The organism is Streptomyces otsuchiensis (assembly GCF_004305975.1).
In the GTDB taxonomy this organism is placed as follows: domain Bacteria; phylum Actinomycetota; class Actinomycetes; order Streptomycetales; family Streptomycetaceae; genus Streptomyces; species Streptomyces otsuchiensis.
In genome coordinates this window covers 1-23,419 of sequence record NZ_BHZI01000017.1, presented here as the reverse complement: position 1 = coordinate 23,419, position 23,419 = coordinate 1, and the positions used below count along the sequence as shown (strand labels likewise).

Annotated in this window: 23 protein-coding genes; 19 read left to right on the top strand and 4 right to left on the bottom strand. The window is 73.5% G+C overall.

Annotation, left to right across the window (positions count from 1 at the left end):
• Positions 1 to 46: 46 nt before the first annotated feature.
• From E0D90_RS03355 to prcA, 4 genes are all read left to right on the top strand, one after another.
• Positions 47 to 265 (top strand): ubiquitin-like protein Pup, encoded by a 219-nt coding sequence (locus E0D90_RS03355; protein WP_181008885.1) that lies wholly within the window; start codon positions 47 to 49, stop codon positions 263 to 265.
• Between the two features lie 12 nt (positions 266 to 277).
• Positions 278 to 538 (top strand): endonuclease domain-containing protein, encoded by a 261-nt coding sequence (locus tag E0D90_RS28465; protein ID WP_107499090.1) that lies wholly within the window; start codon positions 278 to 280, stop codon positions 536 to 538.
• Positions 490 to 1,335, top strand: coding sequence for a proteasome subunit beta (gene prcB / locus E0D90_RS03345; protein ID WP_130796533.1), 846 nt, complete (start codon positions 490 to 492; stop codon positions 1,333 to 1,335). Before E0D90_RS28465 ends, prcB begins: the two co-directional genes overlap by 49 nt.
• Positions 1,336 to 1,439: 104 nt before the next feature.
• A complete protein-coding gene (gene prcA / locus E0D90_RS03340) occupies positions 1,440 to 2,246 on the top strand; it encodes a proteasome subunit alpha (protein ID WP_130796532.1) in 807 nt (268 codons plus the stop codon).
• 51 nt (positions 2,247 to 2,297) lie between these two features.
• On the opposite strand, the gene E0D90_RS03335 is transcribed toward prcA, so the two are convergent.
• A complete protein-coding gene (locus E0D90_RS03335; RefSeq protein ID WP_227869957.1) occupies positions 2,298 to 3,356 on the bottom strand; it encodes a LacI family DNA-binding transcriptional regulator in 1,059 nt (352 codons plus the stop codon).
• Between the two features lie 419 nt (positions 3,357 to 3,775).
• Between E0D90_RS03335 and E0D90_RS03330 the strand changes: the two genes are divergently transcribed.
• From E0D90_RS03330 to E0D90_RS03280, 11 genes are all read left to right on the top strand, one after another.
• On the top strand, positions 3,776 to 5,035 hold the full coding sequence (locus E0D90_RS03330) for an MFS transporter (protein ID WP_130796530.1): 1,260 nt from the start codon (positions 3,776 to 3,778) through the stop codon (positions 5,033 to 5,035).
• A 57-nt stretch (positions 5,036 to 5,092) separates the two neighbouring features.
• Entirely contained in the window at positions 5,093 to 6,454 is a 1,362-nt protein-coding gene (gene pafA, locus E0D90_RS03325; RefSeq protein ID WP_103504591.1) for a Pup--protein ligase, read from the top strand.
• Between the two features lie 294 nt (positions 6,455 to 6,748).
• Positions 6,749 to 7,750, top strand: coding sequence for an FKBP-type peptidyl-prolyl cis-trans isomerase (locus E0D90_RS03320; RefSeq protein ID WP_103504590.1), 1,002 nt, complete (start codon positions 6,749 to 6,751; stop codon positions 7,748 to 7,750).
• 94 nt (positions 7,751 to 7,844) lie between these two features.
• Entirely contained in the window at positions 7,845 to 8,216 is a 372-nt protein-coding gene (locus E0D90_RS03315) for an FKBP-type peptidyl-prolyl cis-trans isomerase (protein ID WP_103504589.1), read from the top strand.
• A gap of 154 nt (positions 8,217 to 8,370) precedes the next feature.
• Entirely contained in the window at positions 8,371 to 9,324 is a 954-nt protein-coding gene (locus tag E0D90_RS03310) for a helix-turn-helix transcriptional regulator (RefSeq protein WP_103504588.1), read from the top strand.
• A 10-nt stretch (positions 9,325 to 9,334) separates the two neighbouring features.
• The gene (locus tag E0D90_RS03305) at positions 9,335 to 10,297 is read left to right on the top strand and encodes a helix-turn-helix transcriptional regulator (RefSeq protein WP_130796529.1); all 963 of its coding nucleotides are present in this window, start codon (positions 9,335 to 9,337) and stop codon (positions 10,295 to 10,297) included.
• Between the two features lie 136 nt (positions 10,298 to 10,433).
• A complete protein-coding gene (locus E0D90_RS03300; protein WP_103529052.1) occupies positions 10,434 to 10,661 on the top strand; it encodes a hypothetical protein in 228 nt (75 codons plus the stop codon).
• Between the two features lie 251 nt (positions 10,662 to 10,912).
• Entirely contained in the window at positions 10,913 to 11,209 is a 297-nt protein-coding gene (gene tatA, locus E0D90_RS03295; RefSeq protein ID WP_130796528.1) for a Sec-independent protein translocase subunit TatA, read from the top strand.
• A gap of 79 nt (positions 11,210 to 11,288) precedes the next feature.
• On the top strand, positions 11,289 to 12,245 hold the full coding sequence (gene tatC / locus E0D90_RS03290) for a twin-arginine translocase subunit TatC (RefSeq protein ID WP_227869956.1): 957 nt from the start codon (positions 11,289 to 11,291) through the stop codon (positions 12,243 to 12,245).
• 17 nt (positions 12,246 to 12,262) lie between these two features.
• A complete protein-coding gene (locus E0D90_RS03285; RefSeq protein ID WP_130796527.1) occupies positions 12,263 to 13,180 on the top strand; it encodes a diacylglycerol kinase in 918 nt (305 codons plus the stop codon).
• A 119-nt stretch (positions 13,181 to 13,299) separates the two neighbouring features.
• Positions 13,300 to 16,122: a DEAD/DEAH box helicase gene (locus E0D90_RS03280; RefSeq protein ID WP_130796526.1), complete on the top strand. Its 2,823-nt coding sequence runs from the start codon at positions 13,300 to 13,302 to the stop codon at positions 16,120 to 16,122.
• A 97-nt stretch (positions 16,123 to 16,219) separates the two neighbouring features.
• On the opposite strand, the gene E0D90_RS03275 is transcribed toward E0D90_RS03280, so the two are convergent.
• Positions 16,220 to 17,125 (bottom strand): 5'-3' exonuclease, encoded by a 906-nt coding sequence (locus E0D90_RS03275; protein WP_130796542.1) that lies wholly within the window; start codon positions 17,123 to 17,125, stop codon positions 16,220 to 16,222.
• Positions 17,126 to 17,415: 290 nt separating this feature from the next.
• Here E0D90_RS03275 and E0D90_RS03270 point away from each other — a divergent pair, with 290 nt between their 5' ends.
• From E0D90_RS03270 to E0D90_RS03255, 4 genes are read left to right on the top strand one after another with little or no spacing between them, the layout of a single operon-like run.
• Positions 17,416 to 18,507, top strand: a complete 1,092-nt coding sequence (locus E0D90_RS03270; RefSeq protein ID WP_103500569.1) for an iron ABC transporter substrate-binding protein — start codon at positions 17,416 to 17,418, stop codon at positions 18,505 to 18,507.
• A gap of 8 nt (positions 18,508 to 18,515) precedes the next feature.
• On the top strand, positions 18,516 to 20,183 hold the full coding sequence (locus E0D90_RS03265; protein WP_130796525.1) for an ABC transporter permease: 1,668 nt from the start codon (positions 18,516 to 18,518) through the stop codon (positions 20,181 to 20,183).
• Complete coding sequence (locus E0D90_RS03260; protein ID WP_130796524.1) at positions 20,180 to 21,310, top strand: ABC transporter ATP-binding protein; 1,131 nt, start codon at positions 20,180 to 20,182, stop codon at positions 21,308 to 21,310. The genes E0D90_RS03265 and E0D90_RS03260 overlap by 4 nt, the downstream gene beginning before the upstream one ends.
• Positions 21,310 to 22,035: a helical backbone metal receptor gene (locus E0D90_RS03255; protein ID WP_130796523.1), complete on the top strand. Its 726-nt coding sequence runs from the start codon at positions 21,310 to 21,312 to the stop codon at positions 22,033 to 22,035. Before E0D90_RS03260 ends, E0D90_RS03255 begins: the two co-directional genes overlap by 1 nt.
• Before the next feature lie 70 nt (positions 22,036 to 22,105).
• Here the strand turns inward: E0D90_RS03255 and E0D90_RS03250 are convergent, their stop codons facing one another.
• Positions 22,106 to 22,474: a UBP-type zinc finger domain-containing protein gene (locus E0D90_RS03250; RefSeq protein WP_103501154.1), complete on the bottom strand. Its 369-nt coding sequence runs from the start codon at positions 22,472 to 22,474 to the stop codon at positions 22,106 to 22,108.
• A gap of 97 nt (positions 22,475 to 22,571) precedes the next feature.
• Positions 22,572 to 23,288 carry a gamma-glutamyl-gamma-aminobutyrate hydrolase family protein gene (locus E0D90_RS03245; protein ID WP_227869955.1) on the bottom strand — a complete coding sequence of 239 codons (717 nt, stop codon included), beginning with the start codon at positions 23,286 to 23,288 and terminating at the stop codon, positions 22,572 to 22,574.
• Between the last annotated feature and the right edge of the window lie 131 nt (positions 23,289 to 23,419).

Below are 23,419 nucleotides of genomic sequence, written 5' to 3'. Positions count from 1 at the left end.
ATCTTGGAAGACGTAGGCGATCGGCTAACTGAGCGGGGTGAGGCAGATGGCGACCAAGGACAGCGGCGGCGGCCAGCAGAAGGCATCGCGCGCCACGGAGGAGACCGAGGAACAGACCGAGTCGACGGAGGTGTCCGACGAACTCAAGGAGCGCCAGGAGGAGCTCAGCGAGGATGTCGACTCCGTGCTCGACGAGATCGACGAGGTCCTGGAGGCGAACGCCGAGGACTTCGTCCGCGGCTTCGTGCAGAAGGGCGGCCAATAGCCCCCAGCGGGCTTGAGTCCCCCGCGACCGTCCGGGTGGTCCGGCGGTCGTGCGCACCGGTTCCGCTCCGGGCGCGCGACCGTCCGGGCCGTTCATGTGGATCACGGCCACGCTGCGGGTAGGGTCCGTGGCGTACTGTGCCCCGGCTTCGACGCCGCGCCGGCCCCGCCCGGCCACGGGCCCCGGCGATACCGGCCGGCCGGTTCTTATCTGGAAGGACATCAGTGGCAGCCAACTCCCGCGACCAGGGCCGACTCCCGGCGCCGTTCCTGACCCCCGGCAGCTCGTCGTTCCTGGACTTCATGTCCACGCACGCCCCGGAGCAGCTCCCGGGGCACCGCCCGCTGCCACCCGTGCAGGGCGCGATCGAGGCACCGCACGGCACCACCATCGTCGCCGTGGCCTTCCCCGGCGGCGTGGTGCTCGCGGGTGACCGCCGAGCCACCATGGGCAACATGATCGCCCAGCGTGACATCGAGAAGGTCTTCCCGGCCGACGAGTACTCCGCCGTCGGCATCGCCGGCACCGCGGGTCTGGCCGTGGAGATGGTGCGCCTGTTCCAGCTGGAGCTGGAGCACTTCGAGAAGGTCGAGGGGGACACGCTCTCGCTGGAGGGCAAGGCCAACCGCCTCTCCACCATGATCCGCGGTAACCTCGGCATGGCCATGCAGGGCCTGGCGGTCGTGCCGCTGTTCGCGGGCTACGACACCGACCGCGAGAAGGGCCGCATCTTCTCCTACGACGTCACCGGCGGCCGCTCCGAGGAGTTCGGCTTCGCCGCGGTGGGCTCGGGCTCGATCTTCGCGCGCGGCGCACTGAAGAAGCTGCACCGCGGGGACCTGACGGAGGAGCAGACGGCCACCGTCGCCGTCCAGGCCCTCTACGACGCGGCTGACGACGACTCGGCGACGGGTGGGCCCGACGTCACCCGCCGGATCTACCCGGTGGTCGCCGTCATCTCCGAGGACGGGTACCGGCGGCTCGCCGAGAGCGAGGTCGCCGACATCGCGCGCACCGTCCTCGACGCACGACTCCAGCTGCCCAACGGGCCGCTGGCGCCCGTCGTCTAGGACACCCGGGCCATGCGCAGACAGCCGAGGCCATGCTCGGACAGAAGTGCCCCGGAGCACAGGACGCTCCCGGGCGCAGGAGGACAGGAAGGGACCGATAGCCGGTGACGACACCGTTCTATGTCTCACCCCAGCAGGCGATGGCCGACCGCGCCGAGTACGCCCGCAAGGGCATCGCGCGCGGGCGCGGACTGGTGGTGCTCCAGTACGCGGACGGCATCGTCTTCGTCGCGGAGAACCCTTCCCGGGCGCTGCACAAGGTGAGCGAGATCTACGACCGCATCGGGTTCGCGGCCACGGGCAAGTACAACGAGTACGAGAACCTCCGCATCGGCGGCGTGCGCTACGCCGACCTGCGGGGCTACACGTACGACCGGGACGACGTCACGGCCCGCGGCCTGGCCAACGTCTACGCCCAGACGCTCGGCACCATCTTCTCCAGCGCGGGGGAGAAGCCGTACGAGGTCGAGCTGATCGTCGCCGAGGTGGGCGACGCCCCGGAGGACGACCAGGTCTACCGGCTGCCGCACGACGGCTCGATCATCGACGAGCACGGCTCGGTCGCGGTCGGCGGCAACGCCGACCAGATCAGCAGCTACCTGGAGCAGCGGCACGAGGACGGCATGACGCTCTCGGCCGCGCTGCGGCTGGCCGTGCAGGCTCTCGGCCGGGACGGCAACGGCGGTGAGCGCGAACTCACCGCCGACCAGCTGGAGGTCGCGGTCCTGGACCGCACCCGCCCGCAGCGGCGCAAGTTCAAGCGGGTACTGGGCCGGCAGCTGTCGCAGCTGCTGGAGCCCGGGACGTCCGCCGACGCGGGGACGGACGACGCCGGGGACGCGGAGGCGCCCGACGGCTCCGGTGGTGGCGACGCCTCCGGCGAGGGCGGGAGCCCCAAGAAGAAGAAGTGACCCCCGCTCGGTGGTGGCCCGCGAGCGGGCCACCACCGAGGGCGGAGGCGGTCAGCGTCCCCCGGGCGGTCCGTCCGCCGGCGGCGGCGCCGTGGAGCCGCGGGTCAGCAGCTCCACCGGCAGCAGGGTGTTGCCCGCTCTCTCCCCGCGCAGCACCGTCAGCAGCGAGCCCAGCCCGGCCGCGCCCATCTCCTCGGCCGGCAGCCGCACCGTGGTGAGTTCCGGTTCGACTGCGCCCGCGAGGACCAGGTCGTCGATACCGGTGACCGAGACGTCCTCCGGCACCCGCAGCCCCATCCGGCGCGCGGCCTTGCACGCTCCGGCGGCGAGCACGTCGTCGTCGCAGACCAGCGCGGTCGGGCGCGGATCGGCGCGCAGCGCCCGCTCGGCGGCGAGCATCCCCTCCCGTACGCTCAGCGCGGCCGCCTCGGCCGCGACCAGTCGCGCGGTGCCGGCGGCCGCCAGCTCCTCGCGCAGTACCCGGGCGCGCGCGTGGAAGGTCCAGGTGTCGACGGACGCGGCGATGTGGCCGAAGGTGCGGTGTCCCAACTCCAGCAGATGGCCGGTGACCTGGCGCATGCCGTCGGCGATGTCGGGGTTGACGGTGGCGACCGCCGGTTCCCGTCCCGGCTCGCTGTCCAGCATCACCAGGGGGACCCCGCCGTCGCGCAGCGCGGCGAGCGCGTCGGCGGCCATGGAGGAGGCGATCACTCCGTCGAGCGTGGCGCTCGCCGAGGCGAAGGGATCGGGGGCGGGCCCGACCCCCGCGGGGGACGGATAGAGCACCACGCCGATGTCGTGTTCGGCGGCCATCCGCGCCGCCCCGGAGTGCACCCGGGCGAAGAACTCGGTGGTGAGCGCGGGAACGACCAGCAGTGCCGTGCGCCGCTGGCCCAGCCGCAGGTTGCGGGCGGCGAGGTTGGGGCGGTAGCCGAGCTCCCGGGCGGCGGCGCGTACCGCCTCCGCGCGAGCGGGGGAGACCCGGCCGTTCCAGCGGTCGCGCAGCACCAGCGAGACGGTCGCCTGGGAGACGCCCGCGCGTTCGGCGACATCCCGGCTGGTGGGTCGGGCCGGGGTCGCTCCGGCGGGGCCCGGGCGGCGGCCGTTCACCGGATGTCTCCCGCGCGTTCCCGGTGCTCCGCCCGTTCCGGGGCTCCGGCGCGGTGGGACCGCCGGGTCTCCCGCGGTGGTGCCGGGCGGCACCACCGGCCGCGGCGGCCGACGTGTGCCCGCGTTCCGTCGCGTCTGCTGTGCTGCTGCCTCACTGCCACTCCCGTCCGGTCCGGACCGGTGGTGGCCCGGGCCCGTGTGCCCGCTCGGCGGTGCCCTGTCGTGCGCCGTCGTGTCCACGGAACGGAACAGTCTGGCAGGCCCGGTCCACAGAGCACGCATCGTACGTATAATCACTGGCGTTATACGTAACACTTCGCCGGGGTGCCCGCCTCCGGGGAAGTGCCACGGCCCCGCACGACGCGGCGGGGCCGGGAGCGGAGGCAGGCGGGCCGAGAGACGACGAGCGGAGCCGGCCGATGGCGCTGGGGTACATGGAACTGCTGCGGATGCCGCACGCGGGCAGACTGATCACCGGCACGCTCGTGGGGCGGCTGCCGTACGGCACGGCCCCGCTGGCGATCGTGATCTTCACCCGGGCCGAGGGCGGCAGTTACTCGCTCGCGGGCGCGCTGGCCGCGCTCTACGGGCTGGCCACCGCGGTCGGTCAGCCGCTGCTGGGGCGGATGGCGGACCTGCGCGGCCAGCCCCGGGTGATGCTGCCCTCGGCGATCGTGTCGGCCGTCGCGATGATCGTGCTGGCCGTCTCCGGGATCGACCCCCTCGGGGTGGCCGCCGCCGCCATCGTGGTGGCCGGTGTCGCCACCCCGCCGCTGGAGGGCGGGCTGCGCGCGCTCTGGCCCTCCGTGCTGAAGCGGGAGGACCGCATCCACCGTGCCTACGCGCTGGACGCCGTCGCCCAGGAGGTGATGTTCGCCGTCGGACCGCTGGTGGTGATGGTGCTGGTCAGCATCTGGTCACCGGCCGGGGCGCTCCTGGTGATCAACGTACTGGGGGTACTCGGCGCGTTGTCGGTCGTCACCTCCGAGCCGTCCCGGAGCTGGCGCAGCGCGCCGCGGGAGTCCCACTGGCTGGGCGCGCTCCGCTCAGGGGGCATGCTGTCGCTGCTCGGCGCGTTCTTCTTCGTCGGCATCGCGCTCGGCTCGATCTCGGTGGCCGCCGTCGCCTACGCCGAGAGCGCCGGTGACGAGTTGATCTCCACCTACCTGCTGTCCGCGCTCGGGGCGGGGGCGCTGCTCGGCGGCCTCTGGTACGGCGCCCGGCAGTGGGCCGGTGAGCCCGAGCGGCGGCTGATGGTGCTGGTCGCGGCGCTGGCCGCCGGCTACCTGCCGCTGGCACTCGCGCCGTCGTCGGTGGCGGCCATGACGCTGCTCGCCGGGGTGTCCGGGATCTTCCTCGCCCCCGCACTGGCCTGCTCGTTCGTGGTGATCGACCGGCACGCGCCGCTCGGCACCGTGACCGAGGCGTTCTCCTGGCTCGTGACGACCTTCGGTGTCGGTGTCGCGGCCGGCACCGGAGTGGTGGGCCCGGTACTGGAGTCGCACGGGACCGCGGCGGGGTTCGTGGTGGCGCCGGTCGGTGGCGTCGCGGCGGCACTGGTGCTGCTGGCGACCCGGGGGGTCCTCGCGCGCCGTCCGGTGCGGCCGGGAGTGGAGCTGAGCGAGCCGCCGGGCGAGCCCTCCGTCCCGGCCCCGGGCCCGGCGGCGGGCGGAAAATGATCGCAACGCCGCGCTGAACCCGGTTTGGGATGCCGCCCGCAGGCGTACTGTTCACACATGGACCGCCGAATCTTCGGGCTTGAGAACGAGTACGGCGTCACCTGCACTTTCCGTGGACAGCGGAGGCTGTCACCGGACGAGGTGGCGCGGTACCTGTTCCGCCGCGTCGTGTCATGGGGCCGCAGCAGCAACGTTTTTCTGCGCAACGGGGCCCGGCTCTATCTGGACGTCGGGTCGCATCCGGAGTACGCCACCCCGGAATGCGACAACGTCACCGAACTCATCACCCACGACAAGGCGGGCGAGCGAATCCTGGAGGGGCTGCTGGTCGATGCCGAGCGCCGCCTCCACGAGGAGGGCATCGCCGGCGACGTCTATCTCTTCAAGAACAACACCGACTCCGCCGGCAACTCCTACGGCTGCCACGAGAACTACCTGGTCGGCCGGCACGGCGAGTTCTCCCGGCTGGCCGACGTCCTGATCCCCTTCCTCGTCACGCGTCAGCTGATCTGCGGCGCGGGCAAGGTCCTCCAGACCCCTCGCGGCGCGGTGTTCTGCGTCAGCCAGCGTGCCGAGCACATCTGGGAGGGCGTCAGCTCCGCCACCACCCGCTCCCGGCCGATCATCAACACCCGGGACGAGCCGCACGCCGACGCCGAGCGGTACCGTCGCCTGCACGTCATCGTCGGCGACTCCAACATGTCCGAGACCACCATGCTGCTGAAGGTCGGCGCGACCGACCTGGTGCTGCGGATGATCGAGGCCGGCACGGTGATGCGCGACCTCACCCTGGAGAACCCGATCCGGGCCATCCGCGAGGTCAGCCACGACATCACCGGGCAGCGGAAGGTCCGACTGGCCACCGGCCGGGAGGCGTCCGCCCTGGAGGTCCAGCAGGAGTACTACGACAAGGCGCTGGACTTCTGCGAACGGCGCGGTATCCGCACCGGCGTCACAGAGCAGGTCCTGGAGCTGTGGGGCCGCACCCTGGACGCCGTCCGCGAGCAGGAACTGGACCGCGTCAACACCGAGATCGACTGGGTGATGAAGTACCAGCTGATCGAGCGGTACCGGGCGAAGAACAACCTGTCGATGTCCCACCCGAGAGTGGCGCAGATAGACCTCGCCTACCACGACATCCACCGCAGGCGCGGCCTCTACTACCTGCTGGAGCGCAAGGGACAGGCCAAGCGCATCTGCAACGACCTGGAGATCTTCCAGGGCAAGTCCGTGCCACCGCAGACCACCCGGGCGCGACTGCGCGGCGACTTCATCCGCCGCGCCCAGGAGCAGCGCCGGGACTTCACCGTCGACTGGGTCCACCTCAAGCTCAACGACCAGGCGCAGCGCACCGTGCTGTGCAAGGACCCGTTCCGGTCGGTGGACGAACGGGTGGAGAAGCTGATCGCCGGGATGTGAGCGAAGGACGGGCCGGGCGTTCTCGCGCTCATCCGTCCGACGGCCGCGCATCCCCGGGTGCGCGGCCGTCGCCGTTCCCGGGACCGGCCGCGGCGTGACGCGCCGTGATCCCGTCCGCACGGAGCGGATCCGGGTGCCGTCCGCGGCATAAGGAGCGAATAAGGCCCCGCGGGCTGCCCGAAAGGGCCCGCTCGCCTTGGGGCACAAGGGCCTCGCGTTGCCGCGTGTAAGCCGTAGGGTGGGGCGCGACAGGCGGGTCCCGCCCCGATCCCCCACTAATCGCGAGTTGGACTGATGATTCCCACCAAGACAGCGCACCGCCTGGCGGCGGTACTGGCCGTCCCGGCCCTGCTCCTCGTTTCGGCCTGTGGTTCCGACGACGGGGACTCCTCCGGTTCGGACGCCGCCGCGGCCACCACGGTGTCGGGCGAGATCGGCTCACCGCCGGAGATCGAGGTCGATCCCGAGGCCGAGTTCGACGCCGAGACCAAGGTCACCGTGATCTCCGAGGGAGACGGTGAGGAGGTCGCCTCCGGTGACTACTTCCGTGCCGATGTCGTCGGCATGACCGTCGCCGACGAGGCCGAGCTGATCAACACCTGGGTGAAGCCCGAGATCCCCGGGCAGGAGGCCGAGGCCGACGAGGACGCCCCGCGCTCCCAGTACGTGGCCCGCACCGGCGAGGAGGGCATGCTGCCGCAGGCCATTGTCGACAGTGTCGTGGGCCAGAAGGTCGGCAGCCGGGTCCTGATCGAGGGCCAGGCCGGCACGCTCATCGGCCCGCAGGTCGCGCAGGCCGGCATGAACGAGGAGGACGGCCTCGTCTGGGTCTTCGACATCGTCGGCGCCGCGGAGATCGACCCGCAGGGTGAGGCCGAGGGGGAGCAGGCCGAGCCGGCGGAGGGCATGCCGGAGGTCGTCGCGGGCGAGGGGAAGGCCGCCGAGGTCACCGTCCCCGAGGGTGAGGACCCGCCGTCCGAGCTGCGGGAGCAGGTGCTCGTCGAGGGCGACGGCGCGGAGGTCGAGGCCGGCGAGGGCCTGGTCGTGCAGTACACCGGCGTGGACTGGGCCGAGGGAGAGCAGTTCGACGCCTCCTGGGACCGCGAGGCGGCCAGCGCCTTCCAGATCGGTACCGGCTCGGTCGTGACCGGCTGGGACGAGGCGCTCGTCGGCAAGAACGTCGGAGACCGTGTCCTGCTGGTGCTTCCGCCGGAGAAGGCGTACGGCGCCGCCGACGGGCACGAGCTGCAGGAAAGTACGCTGATCTTCGTGGTCGACATCCTCGGTGTGGTCTGATCACCGAGTGCCCGACCGCGGGACCTCCCCGCCGCCGCGTCACGCGGCGCCGGGTGGTCCCGAGCCAACAGTGACGCAGCAAGGAGCGAATTCCGTGAGCAACAGCAAGCCCGAGGTCGACTTCCCGGGCGGCGAGCCGCCGGCCGACCTGGAGATCAAGGACCTCTGGGAGGGCGACGGCCCGGTCGCCGAGGCGGGCGCCAACGTCTCGGTGCACTACGTGGGCGTGTCCTTCTCCTCCGGCGAGGAGTTCGACGCCAGCTGGAACCGCGGTCGCCCGCTCCAGTTCCAGCTGGGCGCCGGCCAGGTCATCTCCGGCTGGGACAAGGGCGTGCAGGGCATGAAGGTCGGCGGCCGCCGTCAGCTGATCATCCCGCCGCACCTGGCCTACGGCGACCGCGGCGCCGGCAACGCGATCAAGCCGGGCGAGACGCTGATCTTCGTCTGCGACCTGGTCTCCGTCTGACCGGCCGTTCCGAGCCACCGGCGGCGGCCTGCGGGCCGTCGCCACCCGGGCCCGTCACCCGCGCTGCGCGGGCGACGGGCCCGCGCTTTCGCCCACGGTGCCGATGGCGGTACGGTCGGTCCCTGAGCGACAGTTGAGAGAGGGCGGCGCGTCGATGGCCATTGCCAAGGCCGAGCGGCTGATGAATCTCGCGCTGTGCCTGCGCGGCGCCAGCCGGCCGTTGAGCAAGCGCGAACTGCGCACCTCGATCGAGGCGTACATCGAGGCGGGCGGCGAGGACGCCTTCAACCGCATGTTCGAACGCGACAAGGACGACCTGCGCGAACTCGGCATGGTGATCGAGACCGTCGAGAACCTCGACGGCGAGGTCGGCTACGTCGCCCGCCCCGACTCCAACCGGCTGCCGCCGCTGACCCTGGACGCCGCCGAGGCGGCCGCCCTCGGCCTCGCGGCCAAGGTGTGGCAGCAGGTCCGGCTCGCCGGCGCGGCCAGCGCCGCGCTCCAGAAGCTGCGCGCCGCCGGCATGCCGCTGGCCGGGGACGAGGCGGAGCCGTTCGGCGCGCTGGAACCGCGGATCCCGGCCGGCGAGGCGTCCTTCGAACCGCTGATGGTCGCCTGCCGCGACCGGCGCCCCGTCGTCTTCGACTACCGCAAGGCCAACGCCGCGCGCTCCACCCCGCGGCTGGTCGAGCCCTGGGCGCTGGAGTGCTGGCGCGGCCACTGGTACCTCGCCGGCTACGACCGCGACCGGGGCGCCGAACGTGTCTTCCGGCTCTCCCGGATCACCGGGCGGGTGCGCTCCCGCGGCGGCGCGTTCACCGCCGACGTGCCGGACCGGGTCACCGTCCGCGACACCGTGGCCACCTGGGCCGGCGAGCACGCCACCGGGCAGGCGCGCATCCGGCTGCGCTCGGGCGCCGGATACCCGCTGCGCGCCCGCGCCACCGCCACCCGCACCGGCGACGACGGCTGGGACGAGCTGGAACTGCCCCACGGGCACGGGCTGGGCGCGTGGCTCGCCGAGTTCGGCCCGGACGTGATCGTGCTGGAACCCGCGGAACTGCGGGCCGACGTGGTCGACCGGCTGCGTGCCGTCGCCAAGGGATGAGGGAAGTGCCATGGCGGTCAACGCCATCGACCGCACCCGGCGGCTGCTGTCGCTCGTGACCTACCTGCGCGACCGGCCCGGAGCGCGGGTGGACGAGGTGGCGCGCGCGTTCGGGATCACCGCGGACGAGCTGATCTCCGACCTCCAGGTGCTGCCCATGTGCGGCACCAGCTTCCGCGGCGGGGACCTGCTGGACATCGACACCGACGGTGAGCGGATCTGGTGGTACAACGCCGAGGCGGTGGGCGAGGGCGCCGGGGAGCCGCTGCGTCTCGCCGCCGACGAGGCCACCGCGCTGCTGGTCGCCGCGCGCGCCGTGGCCACCCTGCCGGGGCTGCGCGACAGCGACCGCGAGGCGCTGCTGCGCGCCACCGCCAAGCTGGAGGCCGCGGCCGGTGAGAGCGCCGGGGCCAGCTCCCGGCTGTCGGTGACCTTCGAGTCCGAGGGGGAGGTCTTCGCCGACGTCGACCGTGCCATAGCGGAACGGCGGCGACTGCGCATCCGGTACTACTCGCCGGGCCGCGACGAACTGACCGACCGCGAGATCGACCCGATCCGGCTGTTCGCGGTCGGCCACACCTACGTCGAGGCGTGGTGCCGCCGATCCGAGGCCCGGCGGACCTTCCGGCTCGACCGGGTCGCCAGCATCGAACTGCTGGACACGCCCGCCGAGCCGCCGCCCGTCGAACCCCGGGACCTCAGCGCCGGGCTGGTGCAGCCCGCCGCCTCGGACCCTCAGGTCGTGATCGAGGTCGGTCCCGGCGGGCGCTGGGTCGCGGAGTACTACCCGTACGACACCGCCGAGGAACTCCCCGACGGCGGCCTGAGGATCACGCTGCGCACCAGCGATCCGGCGACGCTGCGGAGGCTCGCCCTGCGGCTGGGCGGCGACGGCCGGATCGTCTCCCCGCCGGCGCTCGCGGACAGCGCCCGGGAGGCCGCCGTGCGCGCCCTGGCGGCCTACGGGGACTGACACGGACCGCCCGGGGCCTGTGTCCGGCCGGTCGGCGGCGCGTTGTGGGGAGCCCCGCGTCGCGCTGCCGGCCGGCCCGGGCGCGCCGGGGCGGCCGGGCCGGGGCCGACGAGCGGGCTCCGTTAGGCTTCCGGGCATGTTCTGGCCGATGGTCCACCTCGCTCTCGCCTTCTGCGGTGTCGCCGTGCTCGCCGTCCTCGCCATCCGGGTCGCCGTGGAGGTGCGCCGTTTCTCGGCCGCCGTCGGGGACAGCGCCGAGCGGATCACCCGGGCCGCCGAGGAGCTGGAGCGCGCCGCCGTCCCGGTGGTCGGGAACAGCCGCTCGCTGGGTGCGGGAGCGCGCGAGGGTGAGCGCGGGCGCTGAGCGCGAGCGGCGCGCTCCGCCGACGGGGCTGGCGGGTCCGGTGTCATCCGGCGTCATCCGGCGTGTTTCCCCGGTTCTCGCGGGGTTCGCGGGACACGTGCGTATTCATGGGATATCCCGGACGCCCGGGCATTGCTTTGTATTTACCCCTGGGCGTTAAGATTGCCGAGCGTTCGTGCCGGGCGGGAGTGTGCCTGTCCGGGGAATCCAGGGAGATCACGCAGCCCGGGAAGAGAAGGTAGACGGAAGTTATGGGCCAGATCGGAACGTGGCAGATCGTAATCATTCTCGTACTCCTCGTGGTCATCTTCGGTTCGAAGAAGCTGCCGGACGCGGCACGTGGCCTCGGCAAGTCGTTGCGCATCCTGAAGAGCGAGACCGCGGCACTCCGCAAGGATGGCGACACGGACTCCACCACCACCCAGGCGGCGGCGCCCGAGCAGACCCCCGCCCAGCAGCAGCCCGCCGCCAGGACCATCCAGGCCGCCCCCGGCGACGTCTCCAGTGCCCGTCCCGTCGAGGAGCCCCGCGGCAACGCCCAGGGCTGAACCGGCAGTGGCCGCCGCACGCGGCCCGTGGCGCGGGGCCGGTTCCGACCGGCCCCGCCGTAGCAGATAAGGACGAGGGGTGCTGAAGGCCGCCCGTAAAGGGGACCAGGAGCAGGACGAGCGCAAGGTGAGGGACCCCGAGGGGCGCATGTCCCTCGTCGACCACCTGCGGGAACTGCGGAACCGGCTGGCGGTCGCCGTGCTGGCGATCGTGGTGGTGACCGTGGTGGCGATGTTCTTCGCGAAGGACATCATGAACGTCCTCACCGAACCACTTCCGAAGTGTCTGCAACTGACGAGTCCCGACGGGGACGCCGACGGGCCGCGGTGCGCCGTCCTCACCCAGGACGGCCTGACCTCCCCCTTCACCACGTACATCAAGGTCTCGCTGCTGGCAGGGCTGGTGTTCGCCGCTCCCGTCTGGCTCCACCAGCTGTGGGCCTTCATCGCCCCCGGCCTGCACCAGAACGAGAAGCGCTACTCCCGGGCGGTCGTCGCCTTCGGCGCGCCGCTGTTCGCCGTCGGCGTCTACTTCGCCTACTGGCTGCTTCCCCGCGCCATTCCGGTGCTGCTCAGCTTCACCGCCGACGACGCGCAGAACCTCGTGTCGGTCTCCGACATCCTCGACATCACGGTCCGCATGGCGGTCGCCTTCGGCTTCGCCTTCGAACTGCCCCTGATCCTGGTGCTGCTCAACTTCGGCGGTGTCGTCACCGGACGGCGGCTGCTCGGCTGGTGGCGCGGCATGGTGATGGGCATCACGCTGTTCTCCGCTGCGGTCACGCCCACCGACCCCATGTCGATGATCGCGCTCGCGGTGCCGATCACCGGCCTCTACTTCGTGGCCACCGGCATCGCCCTCCTCAACGACCTGCGCCGCCGCCGTCGCCAGCCCGCCGAGCTAAGTGACGACGAGGCGTCGGACCTCGACCTCACTCCCGAGCCGATCGACGCACCCGGCCGGATCGCCCCGCCGCGCTCCCCGCAGAACGGAGAGGGACCCCCGCGCTCGGGCGGTTACGACGACATCACCTGAGCCGATACAGTCCGCGCGTGACCAGCGAGATATCCCTCTTCGTCAACCCCACGGCCGGCCGCGGCCGTGGGGCGGACGCCGCCGGCCCCGCCGCCCGGGTACTCCGTGACGCGGGGTACGCGGTGCGGGCGGTCGTCGGCGAGGACGCCGACGACGCGCTGCGCCGCGTCCGGGAGGAAGTCGAGGCCGGCACCGGGGCGCTGGTCGCCGTCGGCGGCGACGGGCTGGTCTCACTGGCGCTCCAGGCGGTCGCCGGCACCGACACCCCGCTGGGAGTGGTCGCCGCCGGAACCGGCAACGACTTCGCCCGGACCCTGGGTCTGCCGGTACGGGCCCCCGGCCGGGCCGCCGCGCTGGTCGCCGACGCGCTGAAGTCCGGCGCCGGGCGGCGGATCGACCTCGGACTGGCGGGCCCCGGCACCGGCGACGAGCGCTGGTTCGGCACGGTGCTGGCCTCCGGCTTCGACTCCCGGGTCAACGACCGCGGCAACCGGATGCGCCTGCCGGCCGGTCGCCTGAAGTACGACCTCGCGATCCTGGCCGAACTCGCGGCGTTCCGCCCCGTCCCGTACCGGCTGAGGCTGGACGACGGGCCGTGGCTGGAGACCGAGGCCACCCTGGTCGCGGTCGGCAACGGCACCAGCTACGGCGGCGGCATGCGGATCTGCTCCGGCGCGCTGCTGGACGACGGACTCCTCGACGTGGTGGTCGTCGGCGACTGTTCCCGCCGCACCCTGCTGCGCGTCTTCCCCCGCGTCTACCGGGGGACCCATGTGGACCACCCGGCGGTCACGGTGCACCGCGCCGCCCGTGTGACGCTGGAGGCGGCCGGGCAGACCGGGTACGCGGACGGTGACCGCGTCGGCGCCCTGCCGCTGACCGCCGAGTGCCGGCCGGGCGCCGTGAGGGTCCTGGGCGCCGCGGCTCCCGCCTGAGGCACACGCGCGGGCCGGCCAGGGGCGACCGTGCCGGACCCGTCACGAGGGGCACGGTGAGGACACCGGGCAAAAGGCCAGGAGTTCTGTCCGGTCCGGCCGGTAGGCTCGACGGCACGATGAGCGACGACTTCACCCCCGCCCAGCGCTACGCCGCGGCGCGTCGGCGCGCCGACGACCAGGCGACCGAGCTCGCCGCGTTCCGCGAGAGCTACGAGTTCACCCTCGACCCGTTCCAGACCGAGGCGTGCCGCGCCCTGGAGTCCGGCAGTGGTGTGCTGGTGGCCGCGCCCACCGGATCAGGCAAGACGATCGTGGGGGAGTTCGCCGTACACCTGGCGCTCGCCCAGGGCCGCAAGTGCTTCTACACCACCCCGATCAAGGCGCTGTCCAACCAGAAGTTCAACGATCTCGCCAAACGGTACGGCGCCGCCAACGTCGGCCTGCTGACCGGCGACAACAGCGTCAACTCCGAGGCGCCGGTGGTGGTGATGACCACCGAGGTGCTGCGCAACATGCTCTACGCCGGCTCCCGGACCCTGAACGGCCTCGGCTACGTGGTCATGGACGAGGTGCACTACCTCTCCGACCGCTTCCGGGGCGCGGTGTGGGAGGAGGTGATCATCCACCTGCCCGCGTCCGTCACCCTGGTCTCGCTGTCGGCGACCGTCTCCAACGCGGAGGAGTTCGGCGACTGGCTGGACACCGTCCGGGGCGACACCCGGGTCATCGTCTCCGAGCACCGGCCGGTACCGCTGTGGCAGCACGTGCTGGCGGGCCGCCGGATGTACGACCTCTTCGAGGAGAAGGGCGGCAAGCGCGAGGTCAATCCGGAGCTGGAGCGGATGGCCCGGATGGAGAACAGCCGCCCGGGCGGCCGGGACGCCCGCCGGGGACGCCCGCGCCGGGAAGCGGACCGCGAGCGCGAGCGACGGCAGCGCGCGCGGATCTGGACGCCGAGCCGGCCGGAGGTCATCGACCGGCTGGACGCCGAGGGGCTGCTGCCCGCCATCACCTTCATCTTCAGCCGGGCCGGCTGCGAAGCGGCCGTGCAGCAGTGCCTGGTCGCCGGACTGCGGCTCAACGACACGGCGGCGCGCGCCCGGGTCCGCGAGATCGTCGAGGAGCGCACCGCCTCGATCGCCGACGAGGACCTCCACGTCCTCGGGTACTTCGAGTGGCTGGAGGCGCTCCAGCGCGGCATCGCGGCCCACCACGCCGGCATGCTCCCGACCTTCAAGGAGGTCGTGGAGGAGCTGTTCGTGCGCGGCCTGGTCAAGGCGGTATTCGCCACCGAGACGCTGGCGCTCGGCATCAACATGCCGGCCCGCTCGGTGGTGCTGGAGAAGCTGGTCAAGTGGAACGGGGAGACCCACGCCGACATCACGCCGGGGGAGTTCACCCAGCTCACCGGGCGGGCCGGCCGGCGCGGGATCGACATCGAGGGCCACGCGGTGGTGCTGTGGCAGCGCGCCATGGACCCGGGAGCGCTCGGCGGCCTCGCCGGGACCCGCACCTATCCGCTGCGCTCCTCGTTCAAGCCCTCCTACAACATGGCGGTCAACCTGGTCGGCCAGTTCGGGCGGCGCCGCTCGCGGGAGCTGCTGGAGACCTCGTTCGCGCAGTTCCAGGCCGACCGTTCCGTGGTCAACATCGCGCGGCAGGTGCAGCGCAACGAGGAGGGGCTGGCGGGCTACCAGGAGTCGATGACCTGCCACCTGGGCGACTTCACCGAGTACTCGGCGCTGCGTCGCGCGCTGAAGGACCGGGAGAACGAACTGGCCCGGCAGGGCGCGTCGATCCAGCGCGCCGAGGCGGCCACCGCGCTGGAGCAGCTGCGGCCCGGCGACGTCATCCACGTGCCCACCGGACGGTTCGCGGGTCTGGCGCTGGTCCTGGACCCGGGCCTGCCCGGCGGTGGGCGCGGCGCGGGCCACGGCCGTCGCGACGGCCGCCGGGAGGGCGGGTGGAACGAGGGTCCGCGACCGCTGGTGCTCACGGCGCAGCGGCAGGTCAAGCGGCTCAACGAGGCGGACTTCCCCGTCCCGGTGGAGGCGCTGGACCGGATGCGCATCCCGAAGTCGTTCAACGCGCGCAGCCCCCAGTCCCGCCGGGACCTCGCCTCCGCGCTGCGCACCAAGGCCGGGCACTACGAGCCGGAACGTCACCGCCGGCGGCGCGCCGACGCCGTCGACGACCAGGAGATCGCACGGCTGCGCACCGCGATCCGGGCCCACCCCTGTCACGGCTGCGACGAGCGGGAGGACCACGCCCGCTGGGCGGAGCGGTACCACCGGCTGCGCCGGGAGACCAGGCAGCTGGAGCGCCGGATCGAGGGCCGCACCAACACCATCGCCCGGACCTTCGACCGGGTCTGCGCGTTGCTGACGGAGCTGGACTACCTGCACGGCGACGAGGTCACCGAGGACGGCCGGCGGCTCGGCCGTCTCTACGGCGAGCTGGACCTGCTGGCCAGCGAGTGCCTGCGGGACGGAGTCTGGGAAGGGCTGGACCCGGCCGAACTGGCGGCGTGCGTCTCGGCGCTGGTCTTCGAGAGCCGTTCGGCCGACGACGCCCTGCCGCCCGAGGTGCCCGGCGGCCCGGCGAAGGCGGCGCTGGCGGAGATGGTGCGGATCTGGGGCCGGCTGGACGCCCTGGAGGAGGACCACCGGATCGGGGAGACGGCCGGCGTCGGCCAGCGGGAACCGGACCTGGGGTTCGCCTGGCCGGTGTACCGGTGGGTGCAGGGGCACGGGCTGGACGCGGTGCTGCGGGACGCGGAGATGCCCGCCGGCGACTTCGTGCGCTGGTGCAAGCAGGTGGTGGACGTCCTCGGGCAGGTCGCCGCGGCGGCGCCGGCCGGGTCGTCGGTGGCGAAGAGCGCCCGGAAGGCGGTGGACGGCGTGCTGCGGGGCGTGGTCGCCTACAGCTCCGTCGGCTGAGACCGGACCGGGGCCCGCGCGGTGTTGCTCGTCCGCCCGGGGCGCGGCAGTCGGGGTATTGCCCCGGGTGCCCCGCCCCGGGCGGGTGTTCCGCGCGTCAGCGGGGGAGCGCCGCCAGCACCCGCTGCAGGGAGCCGCCCAGCCCCCAGCGGGCGTCGAGGGCGTCGAGGGCGGCCGGGTCGCGTGGCGCGCCCGGCAGCGTGAGGTCGGTGTCCGGCAACTCCAGGGCGGTCGCCACCCGCACCACCTCGGGCGCCACGTCGAGGTACCCGGAGGCGGCGGCCAGGTTGCGTCTGCGGGCCGGGGTCAGTGAGGACATCGGGTTCGTCGCCGCCGCACGGACGGCGGCGAGGTCGCCGAACTCGGCGAGCAGCTGCGCGGCGGTCTTCTCGCCGATGCCCTTGACGCCGGGCAGTCCGTCGCTGGGGTCGCCGCGCAGCACGGCGAATTCCGCGTACCGGTCCGCGGCCACCCCGTAGCGTTCGCGCACGACGGCGTCGGTGACCAGGTCGCAGTCGCCGACACCCTTGCGCGGGTAGAGCACCCGCACCCCGCGCGCGTCGTCCACCAGCTGGAACAGGTCGCGGTCGCCGGTGACGATGTCCGTCGGCCCGGTGGAGCGGGTGGCCAGGGTGCCGATGACGTCGTCCGCCTCGTAGCCCGCCGCCCCCAGCCGGGCGATGCCGAGGGCGTCCAGCACGGCCTCGATGACGGGGACCTGCGGGGAGAGGGTGTCCGGGGTCTCCTCCACGTCGGTGCCGGCCGGGACCTCCTCCGCCACCCGGTGCGCCTTGTAGGAGGGGATCAGCTCCACCCGCCACTGCGGCCGCCAGTCCGCGTCCATGCAGGCGACCAGGTCGTCGGGGCGGTGGTCGGTGACCAGGCGGGCGACGAAGTCGAGCAGGCCGCGGACCGCGTTGACGGGCGTGCCGTCAGGAGCGCGGACGGACTCGGGGACGCCGAAGTAGGCGCGGAAGTAGAGCGAGGCGGTATCGAGCAGCATCAGACGTCGGTTCACCCCCGGATCATCGCGCACCGGGCCGACATCGGCGCGAAGCGGCACGGTCGCACGCGCCCGTACGGGACGACGGGCGCGGGACGGCGGGAGGGCGGGAGACGCACCGCCCGGAGGCGGCCGCCGCCGGGGGCGGGGAGCCGAGACCCACCCCCGGTAATGACTTGGTAAAGAGGTAAGGGTAGCCTCACCTCTGTCGCCTCACTGGCTGGAATCGCTCACAGCCCGGTCCGAGCCGCGACCGCCGACCCCGGCGCAGCCCCAGGAAAGGGACCCTCATGAGACGCCACCGCCGCATCGTCGCCGCCATAGCCGGCGCGGCCCTGTTGATCCCGGCCGCGGCCGCCTGCGGCAGCGACGACTCCTCCGCCGACGAGTCCTCCGGCAACGGCGCGGGCTCGGATTCCGGCGGTGAGGACGCGGGCGAGAGCGGCGGCGAGACCCTCACCATCTACTCCGGCCGCAACGAGGAGCTGATCGACCCGCTCATCGGCCAGCTGGAGGAAGCCACCGGCGTCGAGGTCACCGTCCGCTACGCCGGCACGGCCGAGCACGCCGCCGCGCTGATGGAGGAGGGCGAGAACACCGGCGCCGGTCTCTTCATCTCCCAGGACGCCGGAGCGCTCGGCGCGCTGTCCAAGGCCGGGCTGCTGGAGGAACTCCCCGAGGACGTGCTCGGCGGCGTCGACGAGGCCCACCGGGGCTCCGCCGGCGACTGGGTCGGGATCTCCGGGCGCGCCCGCGTCCTGGTCTACAACCAGGACCTGGTGGAGGAGGGCGACCTGCCCGGCTCCATCCACGACCTCACGGACGAGGAGTGGAACGGCAAGGTCGCCTACGCACCGACCAACGCCTCCTTCCAGACCTTCGTCACCGCGCTGCGCGTCCTGGAGGGCGAGGACGGTGCCCGCGACTGGCTGGAAGCACTCCAGGCCAACGACGCCGAGGCGTTCGACGGCAACGGCGGCATCCTGGACGCCGTCAACAACGGTGACATCGAGGTCGGCCTCGTCAACCACTACTACTGGTACGCCACCGTCGCGGAGGAGGGCGAGGACAGCCTCAACACGCGGCTGCACTACTTCCCCGGAGGCGACCCCGGCTCGCTGATCAACGTCGCCGGCGTCGGCATCACCGCGCACGGAGGCCAGAGCGACGCCGCGCTGAAGGCGGTCGAATACCTGCTCTCCGAGGAGGCGCAGCTGTACTTCGCCGAGGAGACCAAGGAGTACCCGCTGGCCGCCGGCGTCACCAGCCCCGTCGAGGAGCTTCCCGCCTTCGACTCCATCGAGGCCCCCGACGTCAACCTCACCGACCTCGACTCCCTGGAGGAGACCCTCGCGCTCCTGCAGGAAGTCGGAATGGTCTGATAGCCCGCATGAACCCACCGGGCCGGCCGTCACCCCAACCGCCCGCGCCGCCGGAGGCCGACGCCCCGGCCGACACCGGCGCGGGCGGGACCGGCGACGGTCCGGCCCGAGGCCCGGCCGGCGCGCCGCACGCGCCGGCCGGGCGCCGGGGCTCCCACCGGCCCGCCCGGCGCCGCGTCCCGCTGATCCTGCTGGTGCCGGCGACCGTCACGGCCCTGTTCGCGCTGCTGCCGCTGGTCTACCTGGTGATCCGCGCACTGGAGCGCGGCCCGGCCTTCGCCTGGGACGTCGTCGCCGCCGACCGCACCGCGGGACTGCTCTCCAACAGTCTGCGGCTGACCGTCGTGGTCGTGGCCGCGACCTGGGTCCTGGGCATCTCCCTCGCCTGGCTCACCGAGCGCACCGCGCTCCCCGCACCCCGCCTGTGGGCCGTCCTGGCCACACTGCCGCTGGCCGTGCCCAGCTATGTGATGTCCTTCAGCTGGCTCTCCGCCTTCCCCGGCGTACGCGGCTTCGCGGGCGCCGCCATCGCCCTGAGCCTCGCCTGCTTCCCCTACGTCTACCTGCCTGTCGCCGCCGTGCTGCGCGGCATGGACCCCGCCCAGGAGGAAGCCGCCCGCTCCCTGGGCCACGGCCCCTGGCGCACCTTCCGCACCGTCACCCTCCCGCAGCTCCGCCCCGCCGCCGCCGGGGGCGGCCTGCTCGTCGCGCTCTACGTGATGTCGGACTTCGGCGCCGTGTCGCTGATGCGCTACGACACCTTCACCCGCGCCATCCACACGTCCTACCGGGCGAGCTTCGACCGCACCCCGGCCGCCGCGCTCGGCTGCGTGCTGGTGCTGATCACCGTGCTGCTGGTCGTCGCCGAACGCCGCACCCGGGGCCGCGCCCGGTACGCGCGCGCCGGACGCGGGACCGCCCGCCCCCCGCTGCGCCTGCCGCTGGGCCCCTGGGCCCGCGCCGCCGCCACCGGCTGGGCCGGACTGGTCGCGCTGGCCGCCGTCGCCTTCCCCGTGGGAACCCTCTGCTACTGGATCGCCGTGGGCAACTCCGCCACCTGGCAGCCCGCCGCCCTGCTGGAGACCGCCTGGGCGACCGTCGGGGTGGCCGCCGCCGGTGCCGCGCTCACCGTGCTGCTGGCGCTGCCGGTCGCCGTCATCGCGGCCCGCTACCGCGGCGGCCTCGCCCGGGTACTGGAACAGGCGTCCTTCGCCGGGCACGCCCTGCCCGGCATCACCGTGGCCCTCGCCTTCGTCTTCCTCGCCGTGCGCTACGCCAACCCGCTGTACCAGGAGTGGCCGCTGCTGGTCATCGCCTACGCGGCGCTCTTCCTGCCGCTGGCCGTCACCGCGATCCGCGCCGCCGTGCTCCAGGCGCCCGAGTCGCTGGAGGAGGCCGCCCGCTCGCTGGGACGCGGACCGCTGCGCACCCTCCGCGAGGTCACCGTGCCGCTGGCGGCGCCCGGTATCGCGGCGGGCGCGGCGCTGACCTTCGTGGTCATCATGAAGGAACTGCCCGCCACCCTGCTGCTGCGGCCCACCGGCATGGAGACCCTGGCGACCCGGCTGTGGACCCACACCGACAACTTCGCCTTCGCCGCCGCCGCGCCCTACGCCCTGACCCTGGTGCTGATCGCCGCCGTCCCCTCCTACCTCCTCGGGAGGCACCGCTCATGACCGAACTCCGCATCCGGGACCTGACCGTGGGCTACGGCGAGGGCCGGGTCCTGGACGGACTCGACCTCGACATCCCCGCCGGAGAGCTGACCGCCGTGCTGGGGCCCTCCGGCTGCGGCAAGACCACCCTGCTGCGGGTCGTCGCCGGATTCCTGCGGCCCGAGGGCGGGTCCGTCAGCGTCGGAGGGCGGACCGTCGCCGGGCCCGGCGTCCACCTGCCGCCCGAGCGCCGCGCCGTGGGGATCGTCGCGCAGGAGGGCGCGCTCTTCCCGCACCTGAGCGTGGCGCGCAACGTCGCCTTCGGGCTGACCGCGCTGCGCCGCCCCGAACGCGCGGCCCGCGCGGAGGAGATGCTCGACCTCGTGGGCCTGGGCGGCCTCGGTGACCGGATGCCGCACGAACTCTCCGGCGGACAGCAGCAGCGCGTCGCCCTCGCCCGTGCCCTGGCGCCCCGGCCCGCCCTGGTGCTGCTGGACGAACCGTTCAACGCACTGGACAGCGCGCTGCGCGGCGGGCTGCGCGCCGATGTGCGCTCCGCCCTGCGGGCGACCGGTTCCACCGCCGTGCTGGTCACCCACGACCAGCAGGAGGCGCTCTCCACCGCCGACCGGATCGCCGTGCTCCGGGACGGCAGGGTCGCCCAGTACGGCACCCCGCACGAGGTCTACGGCCGGCCCGCCGACGCCTGGGTCGCCGCCTTCGTCGGCGACGCGGTGGTCCTCCCGGGCCGCCGGCTGCCGGGTGGCGCGGTCGCCACCGCCCTCGGCGAGCTGACCGAGGCACCCGCCGTTCCCGGGGACGGCCCCGAGCGGTGCGCCGCCCCCGGCGAACATGGCACGGTCATCCTCCGGCCGGAGCAACTGCGGCTCAGCGACCCCGGCTCCGCCGCGACCACCGGTACCGTGACCGAGGTGTGCTTCTACGGTCATGACGCCCTGGTCACCGTCACCCTCGACGGCGGGACCTCCGTCGACGTCCGCCATCCCGGTTCCGTGACCACCGCCGCCGGGCGGCGCACGGGGCTCACCGTCCACGGCCCGGTCGTGGTGCGCGCGGGCGGACCCGCCGGGCCCGCGGAGCGTGGCGTGCCCGCCGCCCGGGTGCCCGTCGCCGGGGGCGGCGCCTGATGCGCGTCGTCTCGCTGGTGCCCTCGCTGACCGAGGCCGTGGCCGCCACCGACCCCTCCGTGCTGGTCGGCGCCACCGACTGGTGCGAACAGCCACCCGGCCTGGACGTCACGCGGGTGCGCGGCACGAAGAACCCCGACCTGGCGGCCGTCACCGCGCTGCGCCCGGACATCGTCCTCGCCAACGAGGAGGAGAACCGCGAACCGGACCTCGCCGCGCTGCGGGCGGAGGGGATCACCGTGCTGGTCACCGAGATCCGCACCCTGCCCCAGTCCCTGACCGAACTCGAACGGGCCCTGGTCGAGGGCTGCCGGCTGCCGCGCCCCGGCTGGCTGGACGACGCCGCCGACGCCTGGCGCCAGGTCGAACGGGCCTTCGACGCCGACGCGGTCGTACCCATCTGGCGCAAGCCCTGGATGGTGCTGGGCCGTGACACCTTCGCCGGCGACCTGCTGGCCCGCCTCGGGGTGCGCAACGTGTGGGCCGGTCACGACGAGCGCTACCCGCGCATCGACCGCGACCGGCTGGCCGAGGGCGCCGATCTGGTGGTACTGCCCGACGAGCCGTACGCCTTCCACGCCACGGATGGGCCCGAAGCCTTCCCCGGCCTGCCCGCCGCACTGGTCAGCGGACGCCATCTGACCTGGTACGGGCCGTCGTTGACCGAGGCGCCGGCCGTGCTCACCGCTGCCCTGGACGCGGCCGTGCCACGCCGTAAGCGCTGAGCGCCGCCCGCCGCGCCGTGGAGCCCCGCCGTGGGGTGAGGCGGACCCGCTCGCGTCCCCGGGCGCGCGCTCAGTTGATCCGGGACGCCCAGTCCGCGGGCAGCCGGTCCTGCGGACCGGGGGTGGTCACCTCGGCTGGGTGCTCGGTGGGCGCCGCCAGCCGCGGGCCCGCGAGCATCCGCTCCGACGGGTAGTCCCAGTACCAGTCCTCACCGGGCTGGTAGCTCTGCGCATACGGATGGCCGGTCGCCCGGTAGTGCCCGGTGGCGTGCTGCCCCGGTGAGGAGTCGCAGCAGCCGACGTGGCCGCACTGCGCACAGCGGCGCAGATGCACCCACCAGCCGTGCTGCGCCTCGCACTCCGCGCAGCCCGGTCCGCTGGGCGGCGCGGCGGGGTCGACACCGGGGGCGTCGTCGCCGAGGGCGGGGATGTCGCTCATGGCCGGTCCTCCTGCTGCTCGGGCGCGTTCTGGCCCGACTCGGGCCCGCTCCCCACGGTAGGGGCCGGGCGGCGGGGCCGCCTGTGGGCGACGGGAGTCACGCCGTCGTCGCCCCGTTCTCCGCGCGGCGCCGCCCGGCGGCGGTGACCAGGGCCCGCGCCGTCCGCGCGTCCTCCCCGGCCTCGGGATGCCACTGCACACCCAGCACCCAGGACGGGCCGGGCCGTTCGACCGCCTCCACGGTGCCGTCCGGCGCGTACGCCGACACCACCAGGCCGTCGCCCAGCCGGTCCACCGCCTGGTGGTGGTAGGTCGGCACCGACAGTTCGTCCTCGCCCAGCGCACCGGCGAGGAGCGTTCCCGGGACGGGACGGACCGGGTGTGTGCCGAACACGCCGGGTGGGCCGCTGTGCCCGTCCAGATGCTGCACCAGGGTGCCGCCGAGCGCCACGTTGAGGAGTTGCAGCCCCCGGCAGATGCCCAGCAGTGGCACGCCGGTGTCCAGCGCGGCGCGGATCAGGGCCAGTTCCCAGCCGTCCCGCTCCTCGTACTCGGGCCCGCAACGCGGGTCGCGCGCCGCGCCGTAGCGTTCCGGGGCCACGTCCGGCCCACCGGAGACGATCAGACCGTCCAGCCGCTCCAGCAGCGCCGGGGCGTCCGCCTCCTCGTCCGGGGGCAGCAGTACCGCGTGACCGCCCGCAGCACGCACCAGCCGGTGGTACCCGGCGGGCAGCACGGCCGCCGGGAGGTCCCAGGCGCCCCACCGCACCGATTCCTCTAGATAGGTGCTGACGCCGATCAGCGGACGTGACACGGTCTCTCCCTCGGGGCGGGGGAGCCTGCCCGGCTCCCGGTGATGTCGCGCGCCGGGCGGCGACGGTTCGGCGGCGATGACTCAACCGCAATGGTTCAACGACGGAGGTATTGCGCGGGGTACGGGCGGGT